This is a genomic window from Streptococcus suis, assembly GCF_016743335.1.
Taxonomy (GTDB): Bacteria; Bacillota; Bacilli; order Lactobacillales; family Streptococcaceae; genus Streptococcus; species Streptococcus suis_Y.
The window spans coordinates 92740-118711 of the sequence record NZ_WCJE01000002.1; the positions used below are offsets into that span (position 1 = coordinate 92740).

The window sequence follows — 25972 nt, forward strand, 5'->3', positions numbered from 1 at the left end:
TTTGTGAGCCTGATTGCCGTCAGGCTTTTTGTGTTGTATTCCAGTAGTTTTCCAAGTTCACCGACATGATCGCTGCTAGATTCTTCTTCTCGGTTTCAATCTGTCGCCTATATGGTACCAACCCATCCAATCTCTCATGCTCTGACTTAGGCAGGTAATATCCATTTGGCTTAGTCTTCTTTGCTACTATCGGATGATTAAAATTAACCCGCAAGCTTTCAATCACTTCTTCCAAGCTACGCTTTGAAATGCTGAATATTAGCCGTAGTTCACTTGCTTGGATTGGCAAGTCGTAACTAGCATTATTCTTGATAGCATTGAGAACTTTGATTTCCAAGTCATTCATTTCCCTAGATACTGTCATGCCATTTCCTTTCTGATTTTTCCCAGTGCCACCACAGTCTCCCAAACATCTAGCCCCTCGAGGCTATCAACTATCAGTTGACTGAGCTGGTAGTTTTTCTTTTGCCAGTTGGCGATCAATTTACTTTCCATGTTCTCTCTCCTTTCTACGCAGTAAACACCGCATTACCTTGTTTGTCCAAGTAGCCAATGACTGTATGGCTGTTTGCATAGCCACATCGTGGGTTAACCCTTGGAAACCGCATCACTTCTTTTAAGATGAGCGTTCTTTTTTCGTTACAGTCGTAGACTGTTAGAAAACCTTTCTCTTTCAGAGAATTTGTTGTTTTATTGCGTTTTCTTATGAGTTCAATTCCTGACATCTTTTTCTTCCTTTCTAGTTTGTTAGTTGGATAGTTTCCGTTCGGGAACGCTATCTTCAAAAAAAATTCCTAATTCATCTCTTGAAAATCCAAGGATTGCGGCAATATTCGCGAACTCATTTACGCCGATATCTACCAAACCATTCTCTCGTTTAGCGTATAAAGCACGGTCTTTCCAGCCCATACGGTTTGCCACTTCATCTTGGGTTAGACCTTTTGCTATACGTTCTGCTTTTAGACGTTTTAAATTTATTTTCATTCGTACTCCTTTCTTGATAACTTTTATCGTTCCCGTTGTGGAACATTTTTAGTATATGCCTTTCGTTCCGTTTTGTCAACATTTTTTGCAAAAAAAAAATAAAAATATTATTTTTTTGCTTTTGTTTGTGTTTTTTTGGGAACGATGTTATAATGAATTCAAATTGAAAAAGGAGTAAAAATATGAGGACCAATGAAGAAATAATCCAAATATTGATGGATAAATTGGGAGAAAAGAATATCTCAATGAGTGAGTTGGCCCGTCGTACAGGAATTGCCAAATCAACACTTTCTAGATATTTTAATAAAACAAGAGAGTTCCCGCTAAACCGTGCCGATACTTTTGCAAAAGTATTAGGTATTACAACTGAGTATTTACTTGGTATGGAAGTGACACCCACAAAAGAACCTACTCCCACAATCGACCTCTCAAACCTACGCGAGCGTGTTGTCTTATTCGACGGCAAACCACTCTCGGATGAAGATGTAGAGAAAATCACCAAGATCATTGAACTATCCTTGGAGGTTAGTGCTAGTGAAGATAGATGAACTGTTAGAAGAATACAAAGTTAAATTATTTGTTTATCCAGACGATATGTGGGATAGGCCTGGACTTTATTTTCCAGACTTACGAACCATCTATATATCCGCCGCACTCACTAAAGCTGAGCGAGAACGGGTAATATTGCACGAACTTGGACACATCAACCACAATCCTGTCAATTACTCTCGATGCTTACTGCAGTATGAGAATCAAGCTGACAGATTTATGGTTAGAGAACTGCTCAAGGAATATCTTAGTAAGTACGACCCGAATGATTTTAACTGGTTGTACTTTGCAAAAACTAACAAAATCGCAACCAGCTGGGGCGAGCGAATGATACAAGAAGAATTTTATAAATTGGTTAGTTAAGGAGATTACATGACAGAGATTTATAACGACTCATTTAGACTTATGGGTACCAATTATCATCAAAAAGAAGCCCTTGAGATCATGAAGAAGCTCTCTAAGAAAAATAACTATCTGACAATGTCAGATGAAGGCATCAAAGAATACATTTTAAAAACATACTCAAATGTGTATGAATATAAGTATCTTGAGACAAATGATATTATTTTGGTACGAGAGCCAAAAAATCCACATGATACGAATGCTGTGAAAGTCTTAGCTGGAGGGCTGTTTGCCGGTTATCTTCCTGCAGATATTGCTAAAAAAGTAAATCGGTACGTTGGCAAATCTGATTACAATATTAAGGCAACCTTACATGGTAGAGGTGGAAAGTTCAAAACCTTAGATGACACTTTGACCAAAGTAATTTCGGATGAAAAAGAAATATCGTTTAGACTGGATTTAGTAGTAAACAAGGTTCCAATTCCGAAAAAATCTGCATCTTCAGTGGATAGTCTTGCTTCACCAGTTCAAACTACCAACAGTTTCTGGCAAAATCTTTTTCTAATTCTGTCATTTTTGTTAATATTAATTGGGATATTATTTGTCTTAGTAGCATTTAGTTTCCTGCTTAAGCAAAAAATATTAGAATTTTTTGTTGGGTTAGTCATTGGAGTATTGTTTTTTGCTCCAGCAACTGCCTATAAATTGATTTTCAAAAAATAAAAAAGCCCTACGCTCAACTTTGGCCGGTCAGAGCGTAAGGCGAATCGTATAAGAAAAATTGCCAATCTGGCAAGTCTTTTCTTGTACTCATTTTATCAGAAATGAGGTAAAAAAACAAATGGCATCAGTTAGAAAAAGGGGTAAATATTATGAGTACCGCGTTGTTTATCGTGACAGTCTCGGGGAAAGGCATGAAGCGACTTGCGGTGGCTTCAAGACCAAAGCACAAGCAAGAGCAGCTGGGCAAGAAAGAGAAGTCGAGCTTCGAACTTCTCCCATGTCAAATAATGATGTCACTCTGCTTGACTACTACATAGCTTGGGCAGAGCTATATAAAAAACCACACGTTGTTAAAAAAACATGGAATTCCTACGAACAAACCCGAAAGCACATCAGCAAATATTTTGGTCACATTAAACTGAAAGAGATGTCCCCTGTACGCTACCAAGAATTTTTAAACCGGTTTGGCTCCAAGTACGCACAAGACACTATTGAGCGGACACACTATCATATTAAATCAGCTGTCAAAATCGCTGTCCGTGATCAGCTCATTCCATCGAATTTTACGGAAGGGGCTGTGGTTAAATCTCAGAAAGAAAAAAAGCCAGAGGCTGAAAGTTATCTTGAAGAGGATGAATACCTCTACGTCATCTCAAAAACGCAAGAGAACCCTCAATATATTTCACACATGACACTCTATATTTTGGCGGTTAGTGGAATGAGGTTTGCTGAAGCTATGGGGTTGACTTGGGATGATATTGACTTTGAAAGACAAGTCTTTATAGTTGTTAACACATGGGACTATTCTGACTCACAAGATTTTAGTGCTACAAAAAATGAACAATCTGTAAGAGAGATCCCCTTTAATGATAACGTCGCTAAGCATTTACTCAATTTTAAAGAGCATTACTGGAAAGAGAATGAAAAAGGTCGTATCTTATTCGGAGCGTCAAATAGAGCCACAAATACTGCTCTGAAAAGAATGGTAAATAGAGATGTCCATCCACATACTTTAAGACACACATATGCTTCTTATCTCATTTTCAAGGAAGTCCCAGTTGCAAGTATCTCTAAACTGCTAGGACATAAAACTATTTTGATAACTTTGAAAGTCTATGCCCACCAGTTTGAAAAGATGAAAGAAAAACACCATGCAGAAGTACGAGGTATCTTAGCAGACATTCATTAGTTGGTGGGCAAACGGTGGGCAAATAGCCCTAAACCCTTGATATACCAACGGTTTCAAATCCGTCTACCGCCTTTATTATAGGAATTTATCCGAATTTATACAAGTCAAAAGCCCGATTTTTTGGGCTTTTTTGTTTTGTTATTTGGTAAAATTCGGTCAAAACAGAAAAAGATTTTGGACACCCAAAATATCAACAAACTCCCCATAGCTTGTCGCTATGAGGAGCATGGATATATTACAACTCAGCAATCTGGCTCAAATTAACTTCAGCAATGGTATCATTACCAAACATAGAGATAACCATCTTAACCTTGTTGTTGTCGATTTCTGTAATTTTACCTGTGTAGTCTGTGAAGGCACCGTCGATGATACGAACAGTATCGCCAACTTTGACATCAATATCAAATTCTTGAACGGTTTGACCCATAGATACCAAGATTTGACGGATTTCTTCTTCCAAAAGTGGAGTTGGTTTTGAACGGTTACCGTGTGAACCCACGAAACCTGTAACGTTTGGCGTGTTACGCACTACAAACCAAGCTTCATCCGTCATAACCATTTCAACCAAAACATAACCAGGGAAACGGTTTTCTTCCACTTCCTTGACCTCACCGTTCTTTTCAACCTGAACAGTCTGAGTTGGAATTTCTACACGAAGGATGTTTTCCAACATGTTATAAGTGTGGGCACGTTGGAGCAAGTTTTCCTTCACTTTATTTTCATATCCTGAGTAGGTCTGCAAAACAAACCAGCCTTTATCAAAACTATCGTACATTGTTACTTCCTTTCTTTGGAAACACGGAATTTTTAGACGCTAAAAAAAGCCCGAAGGCTTTCGCTTTTCTTTATTATATCACTTCCATTTTACAAATGGCAAGTATTTTCTAGAAAAGATTGATCAAGCTCATGATTCCTCGTGACAAAATCAAGTCAAAGAGGTAAACCACCGCTACGAAAAAGGCAGTATATTCCACTACAGACACGAAATCCGTCCAGCTCTGCTTACGAGTTGGCCAAGACGTATCTTTTAAAATGCGGATAATGTCTTTGATAAATTTCATGCGTGACTCCTATCTGGTTTCCTTGTGAACAGTGTATTGTCCACAGTGTTTACAAAATTTATTTACTTCTAACCGTGTTGGCTTGGGATTGCTCGAAAGGCTGATTGAATAGTTTCGAGAACCACAAACAGTACAGGCTAGGCTTGCTTTTTTTAGTGCCATAAAGCCCTCCATCCTTTTCATTTTACCATGTTTTTATGGATTTGACAACTCTCCAAACCAAGACGTAATGTTATCCCACAAGGTTTTTGCTCGTTCTGGTAACTGGGCATCGATTAGATTTTGTTTGGTTTGCTCAATCAAGTTTTTCGCCTGATCTGAAATTTCTTGTACCTGCTCTTGACCAAGGCTTGATTCAGTTTGCGCAGCTTCATCTGGAGCTACTTCTACAATACCATTTTGTGCATAGGCATTTTCTACTTCGAATTGAGTTCCTGCAGTATATGGCAAGATTGAATTGGCTACAGTCTGGAAGACCGACGGAGCCATCCAGTAGCTACTGCTATCTATATAATGATTTTCATCTGTCTGCTCAAAACCAACCCACTGACTGATGACCAAATCAGGTGTGTAGGCAATATGCCACTGATCATTGACAAGATTGACATCAAAACTCGTTTCGGTTGTTCCTGTTTTCCCAGCAATATAATAATTGGCCGCATCTGCTGTCACTCCCGTACCATTGGTATAGGTTCCAAGCATCATTGCTGTCATCTTATCTGCGACAGAGCGGTCAATCACCTTGGTACTTGTTTCTCGATGCTCTGCTAAAACCTTTCCACTAGCTGTTTCAATACGAGTGATGAGGTGGGCATCCTTCATCACACCCTTATTCGCAAAAGTAGCGTAGGCCTGGGCCATTTGCAGAGGATTAGTCTCCACTCCAGAACCAATTGAAACACCCAAAACTTTCTCGACATTTTCCATATCAAGTCCAAACTTTTGTCCATACTCGAAGGCTTTGTCAATCCCCAAGGTGTTCACTATATAAGCTACTGGTAAATTGTAAGATAGAGCCAAAGCTTGATACATTGGAATGGTATCAGAAGTCGAATAATCATAGTTATGCAAGGTGTAATCGCCGTAGGTTTCTGTATGGTTATCCAGAGCCATATCAATCGACCAGCCCGCCGCTACTGCTGGAGCATAGGCAACAAGAGGCTTAATCGTTGAACCAGGACTGCGCTTGGCTTGTGTCGCAAAGTTGAAAGTCCGAAAGACCGCATCCTCTGAACTGTTAACTCGACCAACCAAGGCGCGAACTCCACCAGTCCTAGGGTCAAGAGCTACGCTGGCAGCCTGAGCATGGGTACCATCAAAACTTGACGTTGGGAACATAGTCTCATCATTAAAAATCACCTGCATGCTGGCTTGAGAATTTTGATCCATCTCTGTGTAAATCCTATAGCCGTTATTAATAATGTCTGATTCTTTCAGTCCGTATCGCTCAATCGCCTCAGCAATCACAGCATCAAAATAGGATGGATAGGAATAATTGCTTTGTTTCCCTGTATAGGTATCTGAAAGCTGACTGGCTAGGTCTACTTGGAAACCTGCATCTGCAGTCGCCTGATCAATATAACCAGCATTGACCATATTTTGCAGGACTGTATCCCGACGATTAACTGCATTTTCTAGAGAATAATAAGGATTATAAATCTCAGGTCCCTTGAGCATCCCTGCTATGACGGCCGCTTGCTCAAGAGTAAGATCACTGGCTGGAATACCGAAGTATTTTTGGCTTGCATCTTCCACTCCCCAGACCCCGTTTCCAAAGTAGGCATTGTTGAGATACATGGTCAGGATTTCTTGCTTGCTGTACTTTTTATTGATTTCAAGGGCCAAAAAGAATTCTCGAGCCTTTCGACTGATGGTCTGATCCTGAGTTAGAAAGGCGTTTTTAGCCAACTGTTGCGTAATAGTTGAACCACCTCCAGACCGACCTAACGTCAAGGCAGCCAAAATTGTACGCTGGTAATTAATGCCCGAATTTTTGTAGAAGCTCCGATCTTCTGTAGCGATAACGGCATTCTCTAAATTATCAGAGACAGCATCCAGCTCTACATAGGTCCCCTTCTGACCAGACAATGTCCCAGCTTCCGCACCATCTTTATCGTAAATAATCGTTGTAGCTTTTAGCGCCTGCTGTAAATCACCAACATTAGCTGTCTTTGCAAGGAAAAATAGATAGCCACCTACTGTAAGAACTGTCAGGACCATTAAAATGATTAAAATTTTAGTCAGTTGATAACGGCGCCAAAATTTACGAATCGGCTCCGGAATACGTGAATTTTTCTTTGGTTTATCAACAGAGCCACGATTTCCCCTGCGGTGACGGCTAGGTCGGTCTTCATGATCAATTTGGAAATCTTCTGGAACTTCAATCGGCTGATGTTGCAAATCGTCCATACTTTACCTCTTTCTAGTGAATTTTGTACCATTATACACCATTTCCTAAAAACTAGCAGAAAAAAGCCTGCGATAACTTGTGACAACAGACAGGGAATTTTTTCCAAAAATATGATAAAATAGGGTCATTCTGAACAAAGAAGAGGATTCCCATGACACAAGTATATGATATTACCATCATCGGTGGCGGACCAGTCGGTCTCTTCGCCGCCTTCTATGCCCACCTCCGTCAAGCCAAGGTCAAAATCATTGACTCCCTTCCCCAACTGGGTGGCCAGCCTGCCATTCTCTATCCTGAGAAGGCCATTTTAGACATTCCAGCCTTTCCAAGCCTGACGGGACAGGAGTTGACCGACAACCTCCTTGCCCAACTGACTCCGTTTGACACCACCATCTGCCTCAATGAAACCCTGACTGCTATCGAACCTGGGGAGGTCATTACCCTAACGACCAACAAGGGCAAACACCTGACCAAGACTCTGATTATCGCCATGGGTGGCGGGGCCTTCAAGCCTCGTCCGCTGGAGATTGACGGTGCCGACAGCTTTGACAACGTCCACTACCACGTGTCTAACATCCAGCAGTATGCCGACAAGGACATCGTCGTCTTGGGTGGCGGTGACTCTGCGGTCGATTGGTCCCTGGCCTTTGAAAAGATCGCCAAGACCACCCAGATTGTCCACCGACGCGATAACTTCCGAGCCCTCGAGCACAGCGTAGAAGAGCTCAAGCAGTCCAGCGTTACTATTCACACACCTTTTATCCCTAAAGGGCTTTCCGGGGAAAATGGCAGAGCTTCTGCCATTGATTTCGATAAGGTGAAGAGCGAGGACAAGCTGACCTTGTCTTTTGACCACCTCTTTGTCAACTACGGTTTCAAATCATCTGTCGGCACGCTGAAAGAATGGGGCTTGGAACTCAATCGCCACCGCATTGTCGTCAACAGCAAGCAAGAAACCTCTGTCCCTGGCATCTATGCCATCGGTGACTGTTGCTTCTACGAGGGTAAAATCGACCTGATTGCGACTGGACTGGGCGAAGCCCCAACCGCAGTCAACAATGCCATGAACTACCTCAATCCAAACGAAAAAGTGCAACCCAAGCACTCGACCAGCCTATAAGATGAAAATTGATATTCGCATTCCCCAAGTCTTTCCCCAACTGACTGTCAAGGAAGTCTTGGAAGATTATTTTCTCATTCCCAGAAAAATCCGCCACTTCCTCCGCACCAAGAAACACGTCCGTGTCAACGGTGAGCTGATTAACTGGCAGAGTCCGATTGCCGCAGGCGACTTGTTAGAATTGACCTTTGACCAGGAAGATTACCCTGAAAAAAGCATTCCTCTGGGACAGGCGAACTTGGTGGAGGAACTCTATCAAGATGAGCATTTGATTATCGTCAACAAGCCCGAAGGCATGAAAACCCACGGCAATGAACCAACGGAAATTGCCCTGCTCAACCATGTATCCGCCTATGTCGGTCAGACCTGCTATGTGGTCCACAGACTTGATATGGAAACCAGCGGAGCCATTCTCTTCGCCAAAAATCCCTTTATCCTGCCCATTCTCAATCGGCTCTTGGAAGACAAGGTCATCTACCGTGACTATCTCGCCCTCTGCCAAGGCCAGCTAAAAAAGACACACTGGACTATTACCGATAAGATTGGACGGGATCGGCATGACCGCAGAAAGCGGGTGGTCGATAATCGCAAGGGACAGGTGGCACTGACCCAGGTCCGCCTCTTGAAGACCCTTGGTAAAAATAGTTTGGTCTCTTGTCGCCTCCAGACAGGAAGGACCCACCAGATCCGAGTTCATCTAGCCCACCACGGTCACGCTCTAATCGGCGACCCACTTTACAGTCGAGTCGTAGCCCCCCGCCTCATGCTCCACGCCCAAAAACTCAGCCTGACCCACCCGCTGACACTCGAAGAAATCAGCGTGGAAGCACGGTCGGAGAGTTTTGAAAGAATAGTAAAAAAGAGCTGAAAAACCAGCTCTTTTTTGCATGTATGTTATTCAAAAATATTTCCCAACTCTACATCGACTCGGTTTTCCTTGACATTGATGTCGGTCACAGCGAGCAAAGACTTGTAGTTAGCTACGCTACGGTCCCCTTTTTGGTTTTCTGCAAAGACAGCCACGCCTACCAAGGTTGAGTCAAACTCAGACAAGAGGCTAATCATACCATTGATGGTGCCACCATTTTTCAAGAAATCATCGACGATTAAGACACGGCTTCCTGCCTTCAAACTACGCTTAGACAGGAACATCTTTTCGATACGGTCGCTCGATCCTGACACATAGTTGACAGAAACGGTTGAACCTTCTGTGATTTTCAAATCACGACGCACAATAACAAACGGTACATTAAGGACATTAGCAACAGCATTGGCCAAAGGGACCCCCTTTGTCGCAACTGTCATGACAGCATCAATCTTTTCTTCCTTAAAAGCATTAGCAATGATACGACCGACATTTTTCAAAATATGTGGTGTAGACAGCAAGTCAGATGAATAGATATAACCGCCTGGCAAGATACGATTACTTTCAGCCATCTGATCACGAAGGGCCTGTGCAATTTCGACAGACTCTGCCTTAGAGATCGATGGAGTAAAAACAACTCCTCCACTGGCACCAGTAATGGTTTCAATATGCCCGATAGAGCTTTCCTCGAAAGCCTTTTTAATGATGGCAATATCCTCTGAGATAGATGACTTGGCAGATTCATACTTTTCCGCAAAGGTATTCAAACTAGTTAATTCATAAGGGTGGTTGATGAGGTAATTGGAAATGACAACCATACGCTCACTTCTTCTTAATTTCATATTGTTCTCCTTTTTGGCTTTTTCCTATTATAGCACATAAAAACACAAAAAGCGAACCTTTTTTCTTGAAAAAGTTCGCTTTTTCGTATTTAGCTATAAACTTGTAGATACCACGTTGGAATCCAGCGAGTAAAGTCCGCATACCATTCTGAGATGGTGGCTGCCTGTTCCTGCATCAAGGGGATTTGGAGGGGATCTACGCGCTCTGCCCAAGAAAGAGCGCCTAGACTATTTACTGTTACATAAAGAGCCATGAGTTTCCAAAATTCCTCTGGAATAGCCCCCTCAAAATAGGCATCCACCTGACCACGCGCAAAGGCTGGAGACAAGTCTGCCGTAAAAATCAAACGGTTGAATTCTTCCCAGGGATCTCCTATATCATGTCGATCAAAGTCTAAAATTTTCAGTCTTCCATTCTGGCCCCGTAGAAAGTTCCCTGTATGAAAATCACCATGATGGTAGGCAATTGGTCTTCCCTCAAGCAAGTGACGATTAGCCTGAACAAAGTCTATCATAGCCTGAACATTTGGATAGGAATGACTAGCTACTTGGTAGGCAGCTAATTTACTGTCAATCTTAGCCTGATAAAAACTGTTCCAGTCCCGTTGGCTTTGGTCAATCGGTAGGGCATGCAAGGTTCGCAAAAACTGCCCTGACTGACAGCCCAAATCATATAAGACAGAATCAGACAAACTAGAAGCCACTTCATTCATATCCTGACCCTCCACCCATTCATAAAGGGTGTAGACTGACAAGTCATCCGCCCAAAAACTTAGTGGCTCTGCCACAGGCAGGTCTTGTCCAAACAAGCTTTGAACCAATCGAAATTCTGCTTGCTTGGTCTCATAGGCTGTCCGCTCGGCTATTCGCAAAAGCCCATAGCGACCATCTTCTAGTTGGACCGTGTACTTTTGGTCCGTGGACCAGCCTTTGGTGAGGGGCTGTCGAGACACTATCCTAACTGCCATCAGTCGATATTTGGCCTATAGAAAGCGCGGTTATCCATGGCAAAGATACGGTTGGTCATCTCGCCTGGACCAACCTTGTCCAAAGCGGTCAACATCATCATCATTTCTGCATCGATATTGTCAATCATGTGGAGGATTTCCGCCTCCATAATCTGCGGACGGACGGGACTGCCATACTCCAGCAAACCGTGGTGGCTGAGGATAACGTGGCGAAGAACAGTCACTTCCTCCAGACTGTCGTCGATACCCAATTCCATCAGGATCTTGGTAATCTCTTCATCAATCAGGGAAATATGCCCAATCAGATTGCCACGGACAGTGTAGCCTGTGTTATCAGGTCCGGTCAGTTCAATCACCTTGGCTAGGTCATGCAGCATGATTCCTGCAAAAAGCAAACTCTTATTGAGCTGGGGATAGATGTCACCAATTTTATCTGCCAAGCGGACCATGGTCGCTGTATGGAAGGACAGGCCTGAATAGAAGGCGTGGTGGTTGGTCTTGGCAGCTGGGTAGGAATAAAATTCCTTTTCGTACTTGCTGTAAAGAGCACGGACAATCCGCTGCCATGTGGCATTTTCGATGCGGAAAATCATCTGGCTCAAATAGTCTTTGGTATCCTTGACATCCACAGGTGGTTTTTCCTTAAAATCTGCAGGGTCGTTGGGCTCGCCTGCCTTTGGCAAACGAAGAACCAGTTGATTGACCTGGGGGGTGTTGTTGTAAACCTCACGGCGTCCCTGCACGTGAACAACTGTCCCAGCAGTAAAATCCTTGATTTTCCCTGGCTGGGCATCCCAGACCTTGCCTTCAATCTCACCTGTATCATCCTGGAAGGTCAGAGCAAGGTAGTCTTTGCCTGCTCGTGTTTGACGGACATCTGCGGTCTTGATGAGATAGAATCCTTCGAAGAATTCATCTTTTTTCATTTGGTTAATTTTCATTATCTTCCTCATCTAATGGGGACAGGCCAAGCAGTCCCTTGGTTTGGTCATCTTCGTACAGGTCAATGGTACGAAGACTACGCTCGATAGCGTTGGTGCGAGTGGTTAGGAGTTTGTCAATATTGCTGCTAGCCTGATTGAGTTGTTTCTGAGCCTTAAGCAAGAGGTCAGAAAACTTGCCAAATTCCAGCTTGACATTGCCCAAGACCTTGGAAATATCATCGGCCGACCGTTGAATATTGAGGGTTTTAAAGCCGACGGAGAGAGAATTGAGCAGGGCAGAAAGGGTGGTCGGTCCTGCTACCACGATATTTTCCTGACGGCGTAGGTCATCAAAGAAAATGGGATTGCGGACCACTTCTGAATACAGCCCTTCGGTTGGCAAGAACAACACGCCAAAGTTAGTCGTTTCAGGCGGATTAAGGTACTTGTTCTGAATATCCTTGGCAAAACGTTTGATAGCAGCCAAGAGATTTTTGCGATGGAGGTCAATCTGGTCCTTGTCCCCACTTTCGTAGGCTTCTTCCAAGCGGTAGTAATCCGCCAGCGGAAACTTGGAATCGATTGGCAAGTAGATATAGTCGCCTTCCGTGCGTCCTGGTAGCTTGACCGCATACTCCACGCGCTCACTAGAGCCTGAAACCGTGGCAAACTCTCGCTCATATTGGCTAGGTGTCAAAATATCCTCGATAATCTGTCCCAGCTGTAATTCACCCATGATGCCACGGGTTTTGGTGCCAGACAGCACCTTGTTCAGACTGCCCACATCACGCGCCACCGTCTGCATTTCTCCCAGTCCCCGATTGACAGACTCCAACTGTTTGGACACTGTTTCAAAGGAGGCTTGTAGACGGGTTTGCAGGGTTTTCTCCAGCTTTTCCTCAACTGTCTGCCGCATTTCTTCCAGGCGTTTTTCATTGGATTCCTGAATAGCCTGCAAACGGCGGTCGGTGGCATCTCGTGTTTCCAAGTGGCTCTTATTCAGCTCTTGACGGATGTCGGTTAGCTGTTGGTAAAGCTCCGTGCGGAGTCTTTCCACTTCCTGATGAATGGCCTGTTGCTGTTTGAGGGTTGCATTTTCTAGTTGATAGCTGAGCTGATCAGACAAGTTGTCTGCTGTGTCTTCTGCCTGATCTTGCAAAAGCAGGGCCAAGCTCTGCCATTTTCCATAAAGAAAAACCAAGGCAAGCAAGACCAGTATCAGCAAAATAAGTAATACAATATCCATCTAATCCTTGTCCTTACTGTAGATAAGGACCACGTAGCCCTTATCCAGTTGAATGTCTATGTCTCTATCTATAAATTCGTTAGAGGAATAGCATTTTTTGAAAAAATAATTGCTGGCATCCAGCGGGTACTTGGCATGACGAATGGTCAGGCAACTCTGGTCCGACGGCATAAAGGAAATGTAAGTCATGTCAGTAATCGGCGAAATCCTATGACTGCCAGCAGGTCGAAAACGGACGATGTTCTGACTGTCCACCAATTCAATCTGCTCCATATAGGTTGCCATGTCAGGCTCTGCAGCCAGAAAGAGATTGGTCATCATGTGATCCATGCGGCCACCCAAGGCTCCGTATATACGAACCTGGGCCTGCGGATAGGCCTTGAATACTTCCTTTAAAGCCAGCTCCAAGTCTGTATCATCTTTTTCAGCAGGAGCTTGCAAAAAACGCTCTGCTTGAGCCTTTATCCGCCCTAATTCTTCAGGTGTCACCGAGTCAAAATCACCGATGGCCCAGTCAAGAGGCAGGGAATGGTCCAGCAGACGAAGAGAGCCTGCATCTACCCCCACATAGAGGTCGGCAGGCTCAGGAAGGCAGTCAAAGGAACCGCCTGCAATGACAGCAATCTTAGTCATGGAGGGCAGCTCTCAATTTGGCAACGTTGGCATCCAAATCGCCTTTGAAGAGGTAGGAACCTGCCACAAAGACATTGGCACCCGCATTTTTGGCTGAATGAATGGTCTTGTCGTCAATCCCGCCGTCCACTTCGATGTCAAAGTTCAAGCCTTTAGCTTCACGGAGTTTAACCAAATCCGCAATCTTCTCAGCCACTTCTGGAATGTAGGCTTGTCCACCAAAACCTGGGTTGACCGTCATGAGCAGAACCTGATCCACCAAGTTGAGCACCGGCTCAATGGTCACAAGAGGAGTGCCTGGATTGATCACCACACCCACCTTCATACCAGCCGCACGAATTTTTTGGAGGGTCCCATGCAAGTGAACCGTTGCCTCTGCGTGAATAGTCAAGATATCCGCACCTGCTCGAGCAAAGGTCTCAATATGATTTTCAGGATTAGACACCATGAGATGGCAATCAAAAACCAGCTTGCTATGAGGACGCATAGCCGCAACCACATCCGCTCCAAAGCTGATATTTGGCACGAAATGACCATCCATGACATCAATGTGCACATACTCCACGCCTGTCTTTTCTAGACGCTTGAGCTCTTTTTCAAAATTTGCATAATCTGCCGCCAAAATAGACGGGGCAATCTTATAATGTGACATAGAGTACCAACTTTCTATTTGAATTTCTTACTTACCTTGGTATAGGTTTCACGCTGATTTTGGATTTCGCTGAGGAATTGGAGATAATTGTCAAAGCGACTTTGGGAAATGGCAGAGCTGGCAACAGCTTCCTTGACCGCACAATCCGGCTCATGGGTGTGGGTACAGGTCCTAAATTTGCAGTCCTGGCTGCTTTCCGCAATCTCTGGGAAACAATCTGTCAGAGCCTCCGCCTCCTTGACTTCATAGTCTAGGGATGAAAAACCTGGCGTATCCGCAATTTTCCCACCGAAGACATTGTAGAAACTGACCGCACGAGTGGTATGGCGACCACGCCCCAGACTATCTGAAATCGCACCTGTTTCCAAGGCTAATTCTGGTGCAATGCGATTGAGAAGAGTCGATTTACCAACCCCTGTCTGCCCCATAAAGACCGTCACCTTATCCTGCAATAATGGCGTCAATTCCTCCAAACTATAGACAAAAGGATAGCCAATTTTCTCATAGATAGCCTTGAAGGCATCCATCTCCGCCCGTTCTTCTACCAAGTCCATCTTAGAGATATAGATAATGGGATCCATATCCTTCTGTTCAAGGAGAACTAGGAAACGATCCAGTAGATTGGCATTAAAATCAGGTTCCTTGGCCGACATGATAACCACAGCCTGATCGATATTGACGATAGGAGGTCGAACCAAGCTATTCTTTCTCTCGTGGATTTTTAAAATATAGCCTTCTGAGTTTTCCTCCGCAGAAAAGTCCACAAAATCACCCACGTAGGGCGTTTGACCTTTCTTACGAAAATTTCCTCTGGCTCTGGTTTGATAAATCTGTCCATCTGCCTCGACATAGTAAAAACCAGCCAAGGCCTTGATAATTCTTCCTTGCAATGAAGACTCCTTTGTGTGTACTTGTTCCTATTATACCAAATTTCCTAGGAAAAAGGGAGTAAAGCCAAGTCCTGCACAGCTAGTATTTTCTTGCCAATGGGAATATGTGCACTAGAAAAGCCCTCAAACGAGAGCTTTCTTGGTATACATAGATGGACTAGTCTCTTTTGCGTGATGTGGCAGCTAGTCCGAGACCTGAAAGACCGGACAAGATGCCTCCTAAAACTAGGAGCATAGAGCTACTATCACCTGTTTTTGGCAAGGTTTTGGCAGTAGTCTGAGAGCCTTCCTCTGGTTTAACAGCAGGAGTGCTTGGAGCGGACTTGTCTACCTTTTTCTTGTCGGTTGTTACGACTGGTTGAGCCTTACCAGCTGTCTGGTCAGTTAAGGACGAGGCATCTGTTAGCTGTTCAACTGGTTTGTCTGTCGGAGTGTCAACTGGTTGTTCGACCGGCTGTTCGGCTGGGGTTTCAACTGGTTGTTCTGCCGAGGTTTCGCCTAGTTGTTCAGCTGGTTTTTCAACTGGAACTTCGACCGGCTGTTCAACTGGTTTAGTTTCAGCTGGTTTTTCAGCTGGAGTTTCAACTGGTTTTTCAATTGGGGTTTCAACTGGTTTTTCAGTTGGTTGTTCAGTTGGTTGTTCGGCTGGAGTTTCAACTGGTTGTTCAGTTGGTTGTTCAGTTGGTTGTTCGACTGGGGTTTCTGGAGCGGCGTCCTTAATCATCCAGAATTGAACCCATGCAAAACCAGCAGAGTTTAGTTGCTTTAAGGCATTATCATAGGTAAGTTCATAGGTTGGACTAGTGTATTGGTCCAACTTGTATCCATCAACTTTGGGTGTTTCTACCGTCTTTGTTTCTCCCGGGTTGATGGTAACATAGTAATGAGATAATGGACCATCAACTTCTGAAATTGCACCTATTAGTACCGAAATTGGTTTTTCAACTGGCTGGTCAGCTGGGGTTGCAACTGGTTGTTCAGTTGGTTGTTCGACTGGTTGCTCAGTTGGCTGGTCGGCTGGCTTCTCAACTGGTTTTTCTGTTGGTGTTGTAGCTGGTTTTTCAGTTGGCTGGTCTGTCGGAGTCTCGGCTGGCTTCTCAACTGGGGTTTCCACTGGTGTTTCAACTTTCTTATAGAAAAAACCTGTAGCTGGAACCCAATCTGTGTCATGCCAAACATTTTCGCCAGTGAAACTATCATAGGTTACAACCGTCTCAGCCGAAGACCAATCGGCAAGGACGTATCCATCTATATGAGGAGCCTTCTCTATTATGGTTTCTCCTTTGGAGATAGTTCCCTCTTTATAGGGGGCAATGCTCGTATATGATGGAACACGAATTACACCATCTTCTGGGATATCATCTATATAATAATAAATTCGATAGGTGACAGTCTCTACTGGCTGATCTTCTGCATAAACTACAGCCTCTCCTACAAACTGGCTACCAGTAGGAATACCTACCCCACCCAAAACAAGGCTAGACGTAAGGGCTACGCCCCATTTAACCAATTTTTTTGCATTCATCATATTTTCCTAAGGTCTCTTGACCTTTCCTTTCCTTTTAAACATCTTATAAACCCCTGCTACAATAGGGTTTGTAGGTGTTTTAGTTAAGGGTCGTTAACTAAAACAAGGAAAAATCAAAAAAATGCCGACCTGGAAAGGCTTGAAAAACCAGTCAAATCAGCATTTTGAATGTTTTTTATTGATGACTTTGATTGTTTTAACAGACGACCGTCTACTAAAACACACATATTCGCCTACAGTTTATCATTTTGTGCTGTTTCTGTCAAAGAATTATGTGCTTTTTGACTGCGAAATGGGATATTATTTCGTTTTAAGACATGATAGATGGTCGCTGTTGAAATATTCAACTGGTTGACCATGTCTCGGATGGTTGTTTCTTCTGCCACATAGCTCTGAATCACTTGTTTTTCTTTTGATTTTGAAATACCCTTATTGCCCAATTTTACACCACGTTCTCTGGCCTTACGCAGACCATCTTTGGTGCGGTCAGAAATGGCTTGGAGTTCCCATTCTGCCACATAGCCTAGCATGAGGCAGAAGAATCGACCTGTCAGCGAGTCTGTTTCGATTTGTTCGTGGACGGATTGCAGGCGGATATGGTGGCTAGTCAAGTCTGAGATGATAGCAGACAGATGGAGCATCTTTCTGGTTAGGCGGTCTAGCTTATAGACTACAAAACTGGTCTCTATCCCGCTTTCAGCACAGGCTTTGGCTAGCCTGATAGCTTTTTGAAGTTGTGGGCGGTCTTGATGACCTCCCGATTCCTTTTCCATGTAGAGTCTGTCACAGAAGTGTAGGGCTTCTTTTTGAACTTCTAGCCCCAGTTCTTGCCGATTGTCCCTCGAACTCACACGAGCGTAGCCAATGACGACAGTGCCTTTTTCTTGGTATTGCTTGATGATTTTCTTCATATTTTCCTCCTTGTTCTACTATTGTAGCGGGGATTGGTATAAAAGGTCTGATGAACATGTGATCATGGTTTGATAATCATTCCATTTTCCCCTAGCCAAGTCAAGAAAAAAATAGTATAATAAAAAGCAAGCGGAGGTGGTGGAACGGCAGACACGCATGCTTCAGGCGCATGTGCCCATCGGGTGTGAGGGTTCAAATCCCTTCCTCCGCATGATAAACGAGAAACCCCAAGTCAGAGTTGATGACTTGGGGTGATACTTTATGCTAATTATTTGGCTTCAAATCATTTAAGTAATGTTATCCAGTTTTGCTTTGAATGCAAGATACGGGCTACAAAAACCTGATAGCCCTCTATGAAATAAAAAACGAGATAATGTTCTATCGGCATATAACGGTAGGGCTTTCCATCGGCAGTTAGGTTGCCAAATCCTCTGCTAGATACCAAGGGACAGACTTCAGGGAATAGCTCTAATATTTCCAAAGCCTTCAATATCAAATCAATTTTGCTAGCCGCTGCTTGTTGGCTGTAAAAATTGATCAGAATGTAATCATATATAGCCTGCAAATCCTGTTTGGCTCTATCAGAAATAACAAGCTCATATTTTTTCTTATCAGTCAAGACCAAATTCCTTTCTGACAGCCACGAGAGAACTTGTCTTACCTGCTAGAATATCCTGATGCCCTAACAAGATTTCTTTCTTTAACTCTTCAAAAGCAATCTTGTTGCTATCCTCCCTACTGTCTTTTGTGACAAATTCTTGGGCATCAATAGTACCTGTCGCAATTTTTCTCAAGGTCGCATTCAGCACATCTGAAACTGTCATGCTTTCTCCTGCTAATAGCTCCTTTGTCTGCTGATAATAAAATGAATCTGCCCTAAAGTTTACCTGTTGTGTTGCTCCCATTATTCCCAACTCCTTTGTATAGACGTTTTGTACATACAGTTTACCCCTTTTTCAGAAGTTGGTCAAGATATTCGCTAAATGGGAGTGGGAAAGAACTCGACCATTCATAGAAGAGTTCGTCAACAAGTCCTTATTTCCAGTTGTTGAGCTGAAACAGTCTATTCCCAGACTGTTTCACTCCCACCCCCGCATAGCTCCAACAGTCAGAGTAGTGACTGTTGGAGGTTGGAGATAGAGCGAACAAGGTTCGTTACAAAAAGGTTCAGTGAACCTTTTGAGGTTGGAAATAGAGCGAACTTTGTTCGCAACAGTCGTAATGATCAGATTTGGAGTATAAAACACGAATTGCTGAGATTTGCTTCGCAAATCCTATCTCCAACCTTTAACAGTCTCCCAGACTGTTAAAGCCAATCAACCACTGCGCTGAGATGTTGACACTAACTTTGAGAAGCGGTGCTGGGCTTTTTGCTCAACCTCATTTTTATATCTTCTCACGCAATTTCCCATCACGCATTTCCAAAACCACATCAAACATGTCTAGGATGGCAGGGTCTGATTGGTGCAAGATAGTAATGATGAGTTTGTCCTCCAACTGCAAAAGGTGGGTCAAGACCTGTTTGGTCAAGGCAGGGTCTAAATGGGCGGTCGGTTCATCCAAGAGCAAGATGTCCTTGCCGCTCATCAGGGCACGGAGCAGACACAGGGTATTTTTCTCGCCACCACTCAAGAGACTGGGATCGCTTGTTGTACGCAAGGTGTCCTGTAAACTCGTTGGCAAGCTCCTTAACAAGCCAAGCATGACATCTCTTCCCTTCTCATAGGTTCCAAAAACAGACACATTGTTTTCAAAATCGGTATGGTAAAGATGCTCAAACTGGCTAAGATAGAAGGCGGTAGCTGCTTCCATTTCATGTGAAACATCATGTTCCAAATAGGAAACACTTCCCATGTCCATAGCCAGTTCCCCTGCCAACACTCGTAGAAAAGTCGATTTCCCGCTAGCTGACGGGCCAATGATGGCATACTTTTTCCCCTTGTCAAACCGATAGGAAAAATCTGCTACCGCTAATTCTCCCACACGATAGGCCACATCCCTGACTTCCAAAGCTGTCACCTTGGGATAGCTTGGCACTTGCTCAGACAAGACCTGACCAGCAAGATAATCTTCTAAATTAGCGACCGTTTCCTTGGTCGAATGGATATAATTGACATCCAAAAGGATGTATTTCATGGGATAGATGAAATTTTCAACATAGCTAAAAGTCGCAATGGCAGCACCGATGGTCAACTTTTTTTGTAGCAAGAGGTAGCCGACCAAGCCAAAAGCCGTTAATTGCACCAAAAACATGGAAAATCCATTGACGACATTGGCCAGGGTTTTGAATTGCCCAAAGCGAAAACGGGCCTGTTCACTTTCTTCTACCGACCGATGGTGGACACGACTGATGGAGCCGAAGGTTTCACTATTAACGCGGTTCTTAGCAGAAAAGAGGTCAGTCACCACCTGAAAATAGCGTTCCAAACTCTGTAAAAATGACCGCTGACGCTGAGAAAGAGGACCCGAAATCCACTTGGGAATGAAAACCGCCAAGGCAGATGACAAAATAATGCCTACCGCAACCAGCGGATGAACAAAGAGAAAGAGGGAAACCGCATAGATGAACATGCTCAAACTAGAGCGGATAATGTCCATGAGGGGACTCAGGTAACTCTCCTCAATGGTTTCCAAATCGTTGTCAAAAATGGATAGATAGGCAGAGACATTCTTCTCTGAAAATTTGGCTAAAGGCTGTGATAACAAGCTGTTTGCCAGACCTTTTTTAGCCGTGACATAGAATCCCTGAGACACCTTCCACTCATAAACCTGGGAAATGTACTGAAAGACTGAATTGGCAATGATGGTCAAAGCGTAGGCCAACAAGAGCCAGACAAGTCCTGTCCAGCCCATCTGAAAAATATGGTCAAAAAGATACTTATTTAACTCAGGTAATACGATATTGGTCAAACTATATAAGATATGGAAAACCAACTGAATAGCAATAACAAACCTCAATTGATAGATGATTTTTTTCATAACTCCTCCTAGATAGGAACAAACGGACAAAAATTAATTGCTCTCCCCAATCCGTACCACCCCATCATAACGAGAAAGAATCTCATCGGACACGCGGTGGGAAATATGAATGAGCGTCTTATCAGCTAGAGAGGTAAGGTAGGCTTCAATTACTGTATAGGTTTCCTGATCCAAGGCAGACAGACTTTCATCCAGCAACAAGATATCCTTATCTTGCAGCAAGGCACGGATCAAGAGCAGGCGTTGCTTTTGTCCGCCAGACAGGCCGCTATCATCACTAATTTCCTCGCTCAAAGAAGCATAACTTGGGAAACGACTGTCAAGGTTCATGGTCTTAATGAGAAACATCAGCCTATCTTCTGGAACTTCCCGTCCCATTGTCAAATTGTAGAGAACCCTATCATGGAAAAGGGCTCCCTCTTGTGGCAAATAGGCAATCTTGTCTTGAATGGCTTGGTAGGATAAGTCTGAAAGAGAGGTTTTATCAAAGTAAATATCCCCTGTTTGCAGTTGGCTATTCTTGGTCAAAATAAGAGCCAAGGAAGATTTGCCAGAACCACTTTCCCCAAGAATTAAATACTTCTTACCACGTTCGAACGCTACGGTCAGGTCTTCAAAGACCTGCTTCTCACCGATAGCATAACTAGCCTTGACCAGTTGAATACTCTGGAAAGCTGAAGCTAGTTCCTGCCCCTTCGTTTCTTGACCCCAAGTAGATAGCTCAAACTCTTGCTTCAATTTCTTAACGGCATGCCTATCCAAAAAGGCTGCCGCAATGCTATTTATGGGATCCACCAACTGCTCTGAAATGGTCAGAATAGCCGTCAAACCTCCGATGGTCAAGGCCCCAGAAAAGACTTGAAAACCACCGATAAAGATAATCGAAAGAGTGGTCAGATAAAAGACAAAACCGACTAAGAGCCGCATGGTTACTGTCGTTCGATTGGCCTGATTGACCTTGTCATTGACTGCTTGATAGCGATCGTTCAGACCATCTAAAACTTGCTGTCTTTGGCGGCTATTTTTCACTTGCAAATAACTCAGAAAGACATCTGAAACCCTTGTATTATAGACCTGCTGACTGTCCGAAATCGCTTCCTGATTGAGCCTTCTCCTCTTTTTAAACAAATAGGGAATCACAACTGGCAAGAATGAGATCAGAATCAAGAAAATAGCTGTCAGACCATCCAAGCTAAGCAAGGCTAGACTGGCAATGCCAAAGGTACAAGCACCTTGAAAAATCGTAAAGAAAGCGTCGTAATAATCTTCTTTCACCGTCTCCAAATCATTATTGAGCTGGGAAATATAGGCCCCTGCCCCCTGGTCAACAAACCGCCTAAAAGGTAAATCAAAAATTTTCCCAATAAAGGTCGCCTGCAATTGGAAACCTACTTGATTGAGATAGCTGACATTGGCAATCTGACGAATGTATTCAAAGATCAGCATGACAAGGACAGTTAGCCCCATCAGCACAAAATAAGACACAAAGGCTTGTCTATCTCCAGCTGCAATAGCATCAATAATGTAGCGATATTGGTACAGAAAGCCAACATTGAGCAGGGCTACTGCAAAAATACAAGTTAAGGTTAGCCAAAAATTCCTCTTTTTCATTTCCCCTCCATCGTTTGATAGATTTCTAAGCAAACATTTGGTCGCTTTCATCTATATTATAGAATAGGAATTGGAGACGATTTTATTCGTCCCCTATATGCAACTATTTCTCGTTCGCTATTTTTTCAAGTATCGTTTCATACCAATCTGCTATATTCTGGCTATCGACCGCTCGTAAAAGTTCGATACACTTTCTCATCTCCAAGATAGCATTGGCACTTCCTGTTTTTCGATAATCATAAAAAGCCTTACCAAATTTAAATAAAATGCGTTCAAAAATTTCCGTTTCATCGAAAAACAGACCTTTGATGGTCTTTTCAAGAAAGATTGCGTCGGCAAGTTCCTTATGTTGAACGCTGACGAGATAGGCACTAAGTAAAATTTGAGAAACTGCCAATCGATGTAGTTTCATTTCACGATAAAACTGTGTACGACCAATTAGTTCCCTGCAAAAAAGCATCATAGTCTGGTGTTCTAATTCATCCATGGTATTGGCAAATAGCAAGAGCTCGTAATAACTCCAGTTGTCCACTCGAAATAAGTAATCCGTTAAAAAGGCTGTATCTTCTTTCGAAACAACTACTGTCTTATCTAAGTCGCTCAGTTTATACGCGATTAAAATAGCATTCAACCGATGAAACTCCCTACGAGAATCTCTTTCTGCTTTTGCTAATTGTTCAGACAAGATTTTCTTTATGGTTACAACATCTCTGATATAGATGGATTGTTTTAGTTGTTCCAAAATTCTAGTCAGCTCATCTTTTTTGAAATCCTGACTGGCATACACGAACTCGTCCACATCCACATTCATTTCTGCCAGCACACCAAATAATTTACTAACAGTAATGTCGGATTCTCCATTTTCAAACCTAGAAAGTTGAGAAGTAGAAATATGTCCCTTGGCGACCTCCGCCAAACTCTTCCCCTTTCCCTCTCTTATCAATTTTAATGTCCTACCAAAACGATTCATGCTTTACCTCTACACTCACGATTAAAAAATCATTTGTAAACATAATTATTATACCACAACTCCCCATGTTTGTGTGTGTTTTCACATAAAGAAGAAACCAAGCCAGCTATCTGACTTGGTCTATTTTTATTCTGTCGTTTCAGTCGCTACTTTGAAAAAATCTTTGTATTTCAAAAGGTAGCCTTTTCCTGTAGATAGGTCATATTGGACCAGTTTGAGTTCTTCTGCAACTTTCGCATCCCGCTCAGCCTGTCCTACTCGGTCCTTATGAAGTACTTCTGTCAAGAGGGCATAGTAAGGACTGACCTTGTTGTTGGTCGTCTCCAGCATCAGTGCATTCATGTCGCTAGAATTGACCAAATCATAATGGTAGTCTTCCGTTTCAAAATTACTCCACACGAAATAATCTGTCTTATATTGCAGACTTGGATCGGTCACAAAGGCTGACTCTGGATACAAACCTGGTAGGTGGTCACCGTAAAAAACAACTGTCACTTTCTTATCCAAGGTCTTAAGCTGATCCAGAAAATCTCTGGTTGCCTGATCCGTAAAGGATAGAAGACGAACATAGCTGGTCAAATTTTCATTTTCCTCAGCCGTGAAGCCCTCACCCGATGCTGTAATACTTGCAGGCTCAGCTGAGTTCCACTGCACATGGTTCTGCATGGTAATAGCCGACACAAAGCTGGTATCAGCAGAACGTACCTGATCCAAAATCAAGTCATAGGTCTTCTTGTCACTGACAAAATTCCCCTGATAATCCTCAGCCGTCACAGTAAGAGGATACTTGGCACTATTGAGAGTGTAGAATTGCTCAATCCCCAGCTGCTTATAGATAGAATTTCGGTTGTAACTGGTATCGTAGTAAGGATGGATGGCGATACGATTATCTGCTGGATAGAGGTCGCTGATACTTGGCAACTTCTTCATATTTGGTGCTACATCCAAATAGACTGACGAAATAGAAGAATTATAATTGTAAAATGGCAAACCACTATAAACCTGAAACTCGATATTAGCCGTACCACCACCATAGTGGTCACTCTTCATCAAGCCACTGGTAGTCTGACTCATGATGTACTCAATATTTGGAAGGACATTCTGGCTAAGGGTCACACCCGGAATCCGACGCGGGTCAGCCAAACTCTCACTAAGAATGTAGATAACTGTCTGGTCAGTCAGTTGACCTGTCCGTTCTGCATTGATTTCCTCAGCCAAGGCGGTGTACTTCTTCACAATAGCCTTCATGGTCTTCTCAGAGTAATTCTCAGGCATTTCCATACTGGTCTTACTGAGTTGCTGCAACCAGAGGAATGAAAGAGTGCGATAACGAGCCACAAAAGCATAGCCCTTCCAGTCTACGTTCCGCCAGTTATTGACCTGAGAAAGAATAGGAATCCAACCAGCAATCTTGTGGTCTTTTTCATTGCGAATTGCCCAGCCCATTCCTAAAATCAAGGATACGATAACTGAAATTCCTGCCAGCCTTTTCCAGATAGAAGCGACAATCCTTCCTTGGAAGTAGTTCTTATGAATTTTCCGATAAAGAAAGAACAGAATCACTAAAAAGAATAGTGATATGAGTACAACACGCAGACTGATAAAGCTGAGAATCATCCCCATATTACCAATCCATTTGAAATCATTTGGGGTCAATGGCTCCGAACGATAACGGAATTTTAGGAAATTGGCCGCTATCAAGGTCACATTTAAACCAGCAATGACAGCAACCGATAGGATTTGACGGTTGATAACTAGGCTAATGATGACATTGAGAAAAAAGAGGCAGGCAATTTGAAAGACAATAGCACCCGGAAAGAGATGGCGTGTGAAATAAGAACCAGTCGCTCCAGCCATTGAAGCCTGATAACCGATATGCGACAACATAGCCATAGCCAGGCTAATAAAGAGCATACTGTGAACGTTGGTCCGATTGGCCTTAAACTCTACAAATGCCTTATGAAGATAGCGGAGAAATATATAGGTCCCTATAAAATGAATAGGTGCAAACAATGGTGTCTGGCTAAAGAATTCTACATAAGAACCTTTCTCAACCAAACTCTCATAATGGCTATCTTTCCAATAAGAGATAGCTAGAGGGCTGAGAGAAAGCAAACTGGTCAAGAGCAAATAGCCATCTGGTACCAAGTGATTGGCTGACCACTGGCTTAATTTTTCTCGAATTCCCGTCTTCTTCCGCCATAAAAATGCCAACAATACGGGAAGAGCCAACATCAATAGAAGCTCAAATTGAAAGAGATTATTCCGAAAAATATTCCAGGGTTGATATTTCTTGGCATTGAGCCGATAGACTAGATTGACAAGATACAGAAAGCCTAGAAAATAGCCGACATACTTGGCAAAGCTCTTAGTCTTGATAAACTGTTCGTACTTATCCAGCAGGACCAGGATATAAAAAGTAAAAATAAGATAGGCAAGTAAGGGCAGGGGGACAAACCAGAGCGGAAAAGATACACCGCTTAACAAAAGGGCCCGCCCCATCGCCAGCAAAACGGTCATAATCATAACCAGAATAAATTGCTTGCTTGCCTTTGGATTGATTTGTTTCATAACA

The 25972-nt window shown here is 43.2% G+C and carries 29 protein-coding genes and 1 tRNA gene; 7 read left to right on the plus strand and 23 right to left on the minus strand.

What is annotated here, in order from left to right; genetic code table 11:
• Nucleotides 1–19: 19 nt before the first annotated feature.
• From F9856_RS01385 to F9856_RS01395, 4 genes are read right to left on the minus strand one after another with little or no spacing between them, the layout of a single operon-like run.
• Entirely contained in the window at nt 20–364 is a 345-nt protein-coding gene (locus F9856_RS01385) for a hypothetical protein (protein ID WP_202105484.1), read from the minus strand.
• Nucleotides 361–495: a hypothetical protein gene (locus tag F9856_RS12270; RefSeq protein ID WP_268933438.1), complete on the minus strand. Its 135-nt coding sequence runs from the start codon at nt 493–495 to the stop codon at nt 361–363. Before F9856_RS12270 ends, F9856_RS01385 begins: the two co-directional genes overlap by 4 nt.
• Before the next feature lie 14 nt (nt 496–509).
• Entirely contained in the window at nt 510–725 is a 216-nt protein-coding gene (locus F9856_RS01390; RefSeq protein ID WP_024379264.1) for a hypothetical protein, read from the minus strand.
• A 22-nt stretch (nt 726–747) separates the two neighbouring features.
• Nucleotides 748–984 (minus strand): helix-turn-helix domain-containing protein, encoded by a 237-nt coding sequence (locus tag F9856_RS01395; protein WP_202105485.1) that lies wholly within the window; start codon nt 982–984, stop codon nt 748–750.
• A 182-nt stretch (nt 985–1166) separates the two neighbouring features.
• Between F9856_RS01395 and F9856_RS01400 the strand changes: the two genes are divergently transcribed.
• The 4 genes from F9856_RS01400 to F9856_RS01415 all read left to right on the plus strand — a co-directional run bounded on the left by F9856_RS01400 (nt 1167) and on the right by F9856_RS01415 (nt 3787).
• On the plus strand, nt 1167–1532 hold the full coding sequence (locus F9856_RS01400; RefSeq protein WP_024379266.1) for a helix-turn-helix domain-containing protein: 366 nt from the start codon (nt 1167–1169) through the stop codon (nt 1530–1532).
• On the plus strand, nt 1519–1896 hold the full coding sequence (locus F9856_RS01405; protein WP_171942900.1) for an ImmA/IrrE family metallo-endopeptidase: 378 nt from the start codon (nt 1519–1521) through the stop codon (nt 1894–1896). Before F9856_RS01400 ends, F9856_RS01405 begins: the two co-directional genes overlap by 14 nt.
• Before the next feature lie 9 nt (nt 1897–1905).
• Nucleotides 1906–2598: an HIRAN domain-containing protein gene (locus F9856_RS01410; RefSeq protein ID WP_202105486.1), complete on the plus strand. Its 693-nt coding sequence runs from the start codon at nt 1906–1908 to the stop codon at nt 2596–2598.
• A gap of 118 nt (nt 2599–2716) precedes the next feature.
• The gene (locus F9856_RS01415) at nt 2717–3787 is read left to right on the plus strand and encodes a tyrosine-type recombinase/integrase (RefSeq protein ID WP_172093305.1); all 1071 of its coding nucleotides are present in this window, start codon (nt 2717–2719) and stop codon (nt 3785–3787) included.
• Nucleotides 3788–4022: 235 nt separating this feature from the next.
• Here F9856_RS01415 and nusG read toward each other — a convergent pair whose 3' ends face one another.
• The 4 genes from nusG to pbp2a all read right to left on the minus strand — a co-directional run bounded on the left by nusG (nt 4023) and on the right by pbp2a (nt 7257).
• Nucleotides 4023–4562 (minus strand): transcription termination/antitermination protein NusG, encoded by a 540-nt coding sequence (gene nusG, locus F9856_RS01420; protein WP_002940254.1) that lies wholly within the window; start codon nt 4560–4562, stop codon nt 4023–4025.
• Nucleotides 4563–4671: 109 nt separating this feature from the next.
• A complete protein-coding gene (gene secE / locus F9856_RS01425; protein WP_002940255.1) occupies nt 4672–4848 on the minus strand; it encodes a preprotein translocase subunit SecE in 177 nt (58 codons plus the stop codon).
• 9 nt (nt 4849–4857) lie between these two features.
• Nucleotides 4858–5010, minus strand: coding sequence for a 50S ribosomal protein L33 (gene rpmG / locus F9856_RS01430; protein WP_002940258.1), 153 nt, complete (start codon nt 5008–5010; stop codon nt 4858–4860).
• 33 nt (nt 5011–5043) lie between these two features.
• Nucleotides 5044–7257 carry a penicillin-binding protein PBP2A gene (gene pbp2a, locus F9856_RS01435; protein ID WP_202105487.1) on the minus strand — a complete coding sequence of 738 codons (2214 nt, stop codon included), beginning with the start codon at nt 7255–7257 and terminating at the stop codon, nt 5044–5046.
• Nucleotides 7258–7409: 152 nt separating this feature from the next.
• On the opposite strand from pbp2a, the gene F9856_RS01440 reads away from it, so the two are divergent.
• Together F9856_RS01440 and F9856_RS01445 are read left to right on the plus strand one after the other, a co-directional pair.
• Nucleotides 7410–8378 (plus strand): NAD(P)/FAD-dependent oxidoreductase, encoded by a 969-nt coding sequence (locus F9856_RS01440; protein WP_202105488.1) that lies wholly within the window; start codon nt 7410–7412, stop codon nt 8376–8378.
• 1 nt (nt 8379) lies between these two features.
• Nucleotides 8380–9246: an RluA family pseudouridine synthase gene (locus F9856_RS01445; RefSeq protein WP_202105489.1), complete on the plus strand. Its 867-nt coding sequence runs from the start codon at nt 8380–8382 to the stop codon at nt 9244–9246.
• Nucleotides 9247–9272: 26 nt separating this feature from the next.
• On the opposite strand, the gene purR is transcribed toward F9856_RS01445, so the two are convergent.
• The 9 genes from purR to F9856_RS01490 form a co-directional block, all read right to left on the minus strand.
• Entirely contained in the window at nt 9273–10085 is an 813-nt protein-coding gene (purR, locus tag F9856_RS01450) for a pur operon repressor (RefSeq protein ID WP_024375765.1), read from the minus strand.
• An 89-nt stretch (nt 10086–10174) separates the two neighbouring features.
• Nucleotides 10175–11053 (minus strand): aminoglycoside phosphotransferase family protein, encoded by an 879-nt coding sequence (locus F9856_RS01455; RefSeq protein ID WP_202105490.1) that lies wholly within the window; start codon nt 11051–11053, stop codon nt 10175–10177.
• Nucleotides 11053–11994 (minus strand): 3'-5' exoribonuclease YhaM family protein, encoded by a 942-nt coding sequence (locus tag F9856_RS01460; protein WP_202105491.1) that lies wholly within the window; start codon nt 11992–11994, stop codon nt 11053–11055. Before F9856_RS01460 ends, F9856_RS01455 begins: the two co-directional genes overlap by 1 nt.
• Entirely contained in the window at nt 11984–13222 is a 1239-nt protein-coding gene (locus F9856_RS01465) for a DNA recombination protein RmuC (protein ID WP_202105492.1), read from the minus strand. The genes F9856_RS01460 and F9856_RS01465 overlap by 11 nt, the downstream gene beginning before the upstream one ends.
• On the minus strand, nt 13223–13855 hold the full coding sequence (locus tag F9856_RS01470) for a thiamine diphosphokinase (protein ID WP_202105493.1): 633 nt from the start codon (nt 13853–13855) through the stop codon (nt 13223–13225).
• Entirely contained in the window at nt 13848–14507 is a 660-nt protein-coding gene (rpe, locus tag F9856_RS01475; RefSeq protein ID WP_009910898.1) for a ribulose-phosphate 3-epimerase, read from the minus strand. The genes F9856_RS01470 and rpe overlap by 8 nt, the downstream gene beginning before the upstream one ends.
• A gap of 14 nt (nt 14508–14521) precedes the next feature.
• Nucleotides 14522–15397 (minus strand): ribosome small subunit-dependent GTPase A, encoded by an 876-nt coding sequence (rsgA, locus tag F9856_RS01480; protein WP_002940273.1) that lies wholly within the window; start codon nt 15395–15397, stop codon nt 14522–14524.
• Nucleotides 15398–15554: 157 nt separating this feature from the next.
• Nucleotides 15555–16922 carry an LPXTG cell wall anchor domain-containing protein gene (locus tag F9856_RS01485; RefSeq protein WP_202105494.1) on the minus strand — a complete coding sequence of 456 codons (1368 nt, stop codon included), beginning with the start codon at nt 16920–16922 and terminating at the stop codon, nt 15555–15557.
• 236 nt (nt 16923–17158) lie between these two features.
• Nucleotides 17159–17836: a recombinase family protein gene (locus tag F9856_RS01490; RefSeq protein ID WP_202105495.1), complete on the minus strand. Its 678-nt coding sequence runs from the start codon at nt 17834–17836 to the stop codon at nt 17159–17161.
• A gap of 130 nt (nt 17837–17966) precedes the next feature.
• On the opposite strand from F9856_RS01490, the gene F9856_RS01495 reads away from it, so the two are divergent.
• Nucleotides 17967–18048 (plus strand) — tRNA-Leu (locus tag F9856_RS01495).
• Between the two features lie 72 nt (nt 18049–18120).
• Here F9856_RS01495 and F9856_RS01500 read toward each other — a convergent pair.
• From F9856_RS01500 to F9856_RS01525, 6 genes are all read right to left on the minus strand, one after another.
• Entirely contained in the window at nt 18121–18456 is a 336-nt protein-coding gene (locus tag F9856_RS01500; RefSeq protein WP_029173734.1) for a type II toxin-antitoxin system RelE/ParE family toxin, read from the minus strand.
• Nucleotides 18449–18742: an antitoxin gene (locus tag F9856_RS01505; protein ID WP_024379282.1), complete on the minus strand. Its 294-nt coding sequence runs from the start codon at nt 18740–18742 to the stop codon at nt 18449–18451. The genes F9856_RS01500 and F9856_RS01505 overlap by 8 nt, the downstream gene beginning before the upstream one ends.
• 481 nt (nt 18743–19223) lie before the next feature.
• A complete protein-coding gene (locus F9856_RS01510; protein ID WP_202105496.1) occupies nt 19224–20816 on the minus strand; it encodes an ATP-binding cassette domain-containing protein in 1593 nt (530 codons plus the stop codon).
• 33 nt (nt 20817–20849) lie between these two features.
• Entirely contained in the window at nt 20850–22427 is a 1578-nt protein-coding gene (locus F9856_RS01515; RefSeq protein ID WP_202105497.1) for an ATP-binding cassette domain-containing protein, read from the minus strand.
• Between the two features lie 103 nt (nt 22428–22530).
• Nucleotides 22531–23397 carry a helix-turn-helix domain-containing protein gene (locus tag F9856_RS01520; protein WP_024409470.1) on the minus strand — a complete coding sequence of 289 codons (867 nt, stop codon included), beginning with the start codon at nt 23395–23397 and terminating at the stop codon, nt 22531–22533.
• A 126-nt stretch (nt 23398–23523) separates the two neighbouring features.
• On the minus strand, nt 23524–25968 hold the full coding sequence (locus F9856_RS01525) for an LTA synthase family protein (protein WP_202105498.1): 2445 nt from the start codon (nt 25966–25968) through the stop codon (nt 23524–23526).
• Nucleotides 25969–25972: the final 4 nt, after the last annotated feature.

Excerpts from the sequence above, each read along its gene's own strand:
- F9856_RS01455 (WP_202105490.1), bottom strand. The coding sequence starts at position 11,053 with ATGGCAGTTAGGATAGTGTCTCGACAGCCCCTCACCAAAGGCTGGTCC.
- F9856_RS12270 (WP_268933438.1), bottom strand. The coding sequence starts at position 495 with ATGGAAAGTAAATTGATCGCCAACTGGCAAAAGAAAAACTACCAGCTC.
- F9856_RS01515 (WP_202105497.1), bottom strand. The coding sequence starts at position 22,427 with ATGAAAAAGAGGAATTTTTGGCTAACCTTAACTTGTATTTTTGCAGTA.
- F9856_RS01385 (WP_202105484.1), bottom strand. The coding sequence starts at position 364 with ATGACAGTATCTAGGGAAATGAATGACTTGGAAATCAAAGTTCTCAAT.
- F9856_RS01510 (WP_202105496.1), bottom strand. The coding sequence starts at position 20,816 with ATGAAAAAAATCATCTATCAATTGAGGTTTGTTATTGCTATTCAGTTG.
- nusG (WP_002940254.1), bottom strand. The coding sequence starts at position 4,562 with ATGTACGATAGTTTTGATAAAGGCTGGTTTGTTTTGCAGACCTACTCA.
- F9856_RS01490 (WP_202105495.1), bottom strand. The coding sequence starts at position 17,836 with ATGAAGAAAATCATCAAGCAATACCAAGAAAAAGGCACTGTCGTCATT.
- F9856_RS01410 (WP_202105486.1), top strand. The coding sequence starts at position 1,906 with ATGACAGAGATTTATAACGACTCATTTAGACTTATGGGTACCAATTAT.
- F9856_RS01525 (WP_202105498.1), bottom strand. The coding sequence starts at position 25,968 with ATGAAACAAATCAATCCAAAGGCAAGCAAGCAATTTATTCTGGTTATG.
- secE (WP_002940255.1), bottom strand. The coding sequence starts at position 4,848 with ATGAAATTTATCAAAGACATTATCCGCATTTTAAAAGATACGTCTTGG.
- F9856_RS01390 (WP_024379264.1), bottom strand. The coding sequence starts at position 725 with ATGTCAGGAATTGAACTCATAAGAAAACGCAATAAAACAACAAATTCT.
- F9856_RS01470 (WP_202105493.1), bottom strand. The coding sequence starts at position 13,855 with ATGACTAAGATTGCTGTCATTGCAGGCGGTTCCTTTGACTGCCTTCCT.
- F9856_RS01415 (WP_172093305.1), top strand. The coding sequence starts at position 2,717 with ATGGCATCAGTTAGAAAAAGGGGTAAATATTATGAGTACCGCGTTGTT.
- F9856_RS01505 (WP_024379282.1), bottom strand. The coding sequence starts at position 18,742 with ATGGGAGCAACACAACAGGTAAACTTTAGGGCAGATTCATTTTATTAT.
- F9856_RS01440 (WP_202105488.1), top strand. The coding sequence starts at position 7,410 with ATGACACAAGTATATGATATTACCATCATCGGTGGCGGACCAGTCGGT.
- F9856_RS01485 (WP_202105494.1), bottom strand. The coding sequence starts at position 16,922 with ATGAATGCAAAAAAATTGGTTAAATGGGGCGTAGCCCTTACGTCTAGC.
- rpmG (WP_002940258.1), bottom strand. The coding sequence starts at position 5,010 with ATGGCACTAAAAAAAGCAAGCCTAGCCTGTACTGTTTGTGGTTCTCGA.
- F9856_RS01460 (WP_202105491.1), bottom strand. The coding sequence starts at position 11,994 with ATGAAAATTAACCAAATGAAAAAAGATGAATTCTTCGAAGGATTCTAT.
- F9856_RS01395 (WP_202105485.1), bottom strand. The coding sequence starts at position 984 with ATGAAAATAAATTTAAAACGTCTAAAAGCAGAACGTATAGCAAAAGGT.
- purR (WP_024375765.1), bottom strand. The coding sequence starts at position 10,085 with ATGAAATTAAGAAGAAGTGAGCGTATGGTTGTCATTTCCAATTACCTC.
- F9856_RS01465 (WP_202105492.1), bottom strand. The coding sequence starts at position 13,222 with ATGGATATTGTATTACTTATTTTGCTGATACTGGTCTTGCTTGCCTTG.
- F9856_RS01520 (WP_024409470.1), bottom strand. The coding sequence starts at position 23,397 with ATGAATCGTTTTGGTAGGACATTAAAATTGATAAGAGAGGGAAAGGGG.
- rpe (WP_009910898.1), bottom strand. The coding sequence starts at position 14,507 with ATGTCACATTATAAGATTGCCCCGTCTATTTTGGCGGCAGATTATGCA.
- F9856_RS01400 (WP_024379266.1), top strand. The coding sequence starts at position 1,167 with ATGAGGACCAATGAAGAAATAATCCAAATATTGATGGATAAATTGGGA.
- F9856_RS01445 (WP_202105489.1), top strand. The coding sequence starts at position 8,380 with ATGAAAATTGATATTCGCATTCCCCAAGTCTTTCCCCAACTGACTGTC.
- pbp2a (WP_202105487.1), bottom strand. The coding sequence starts at position 7,257 with ATGGACGATTTGCAACATCAGCCGATTGAAGTTCCAGAAGATTTCCAA.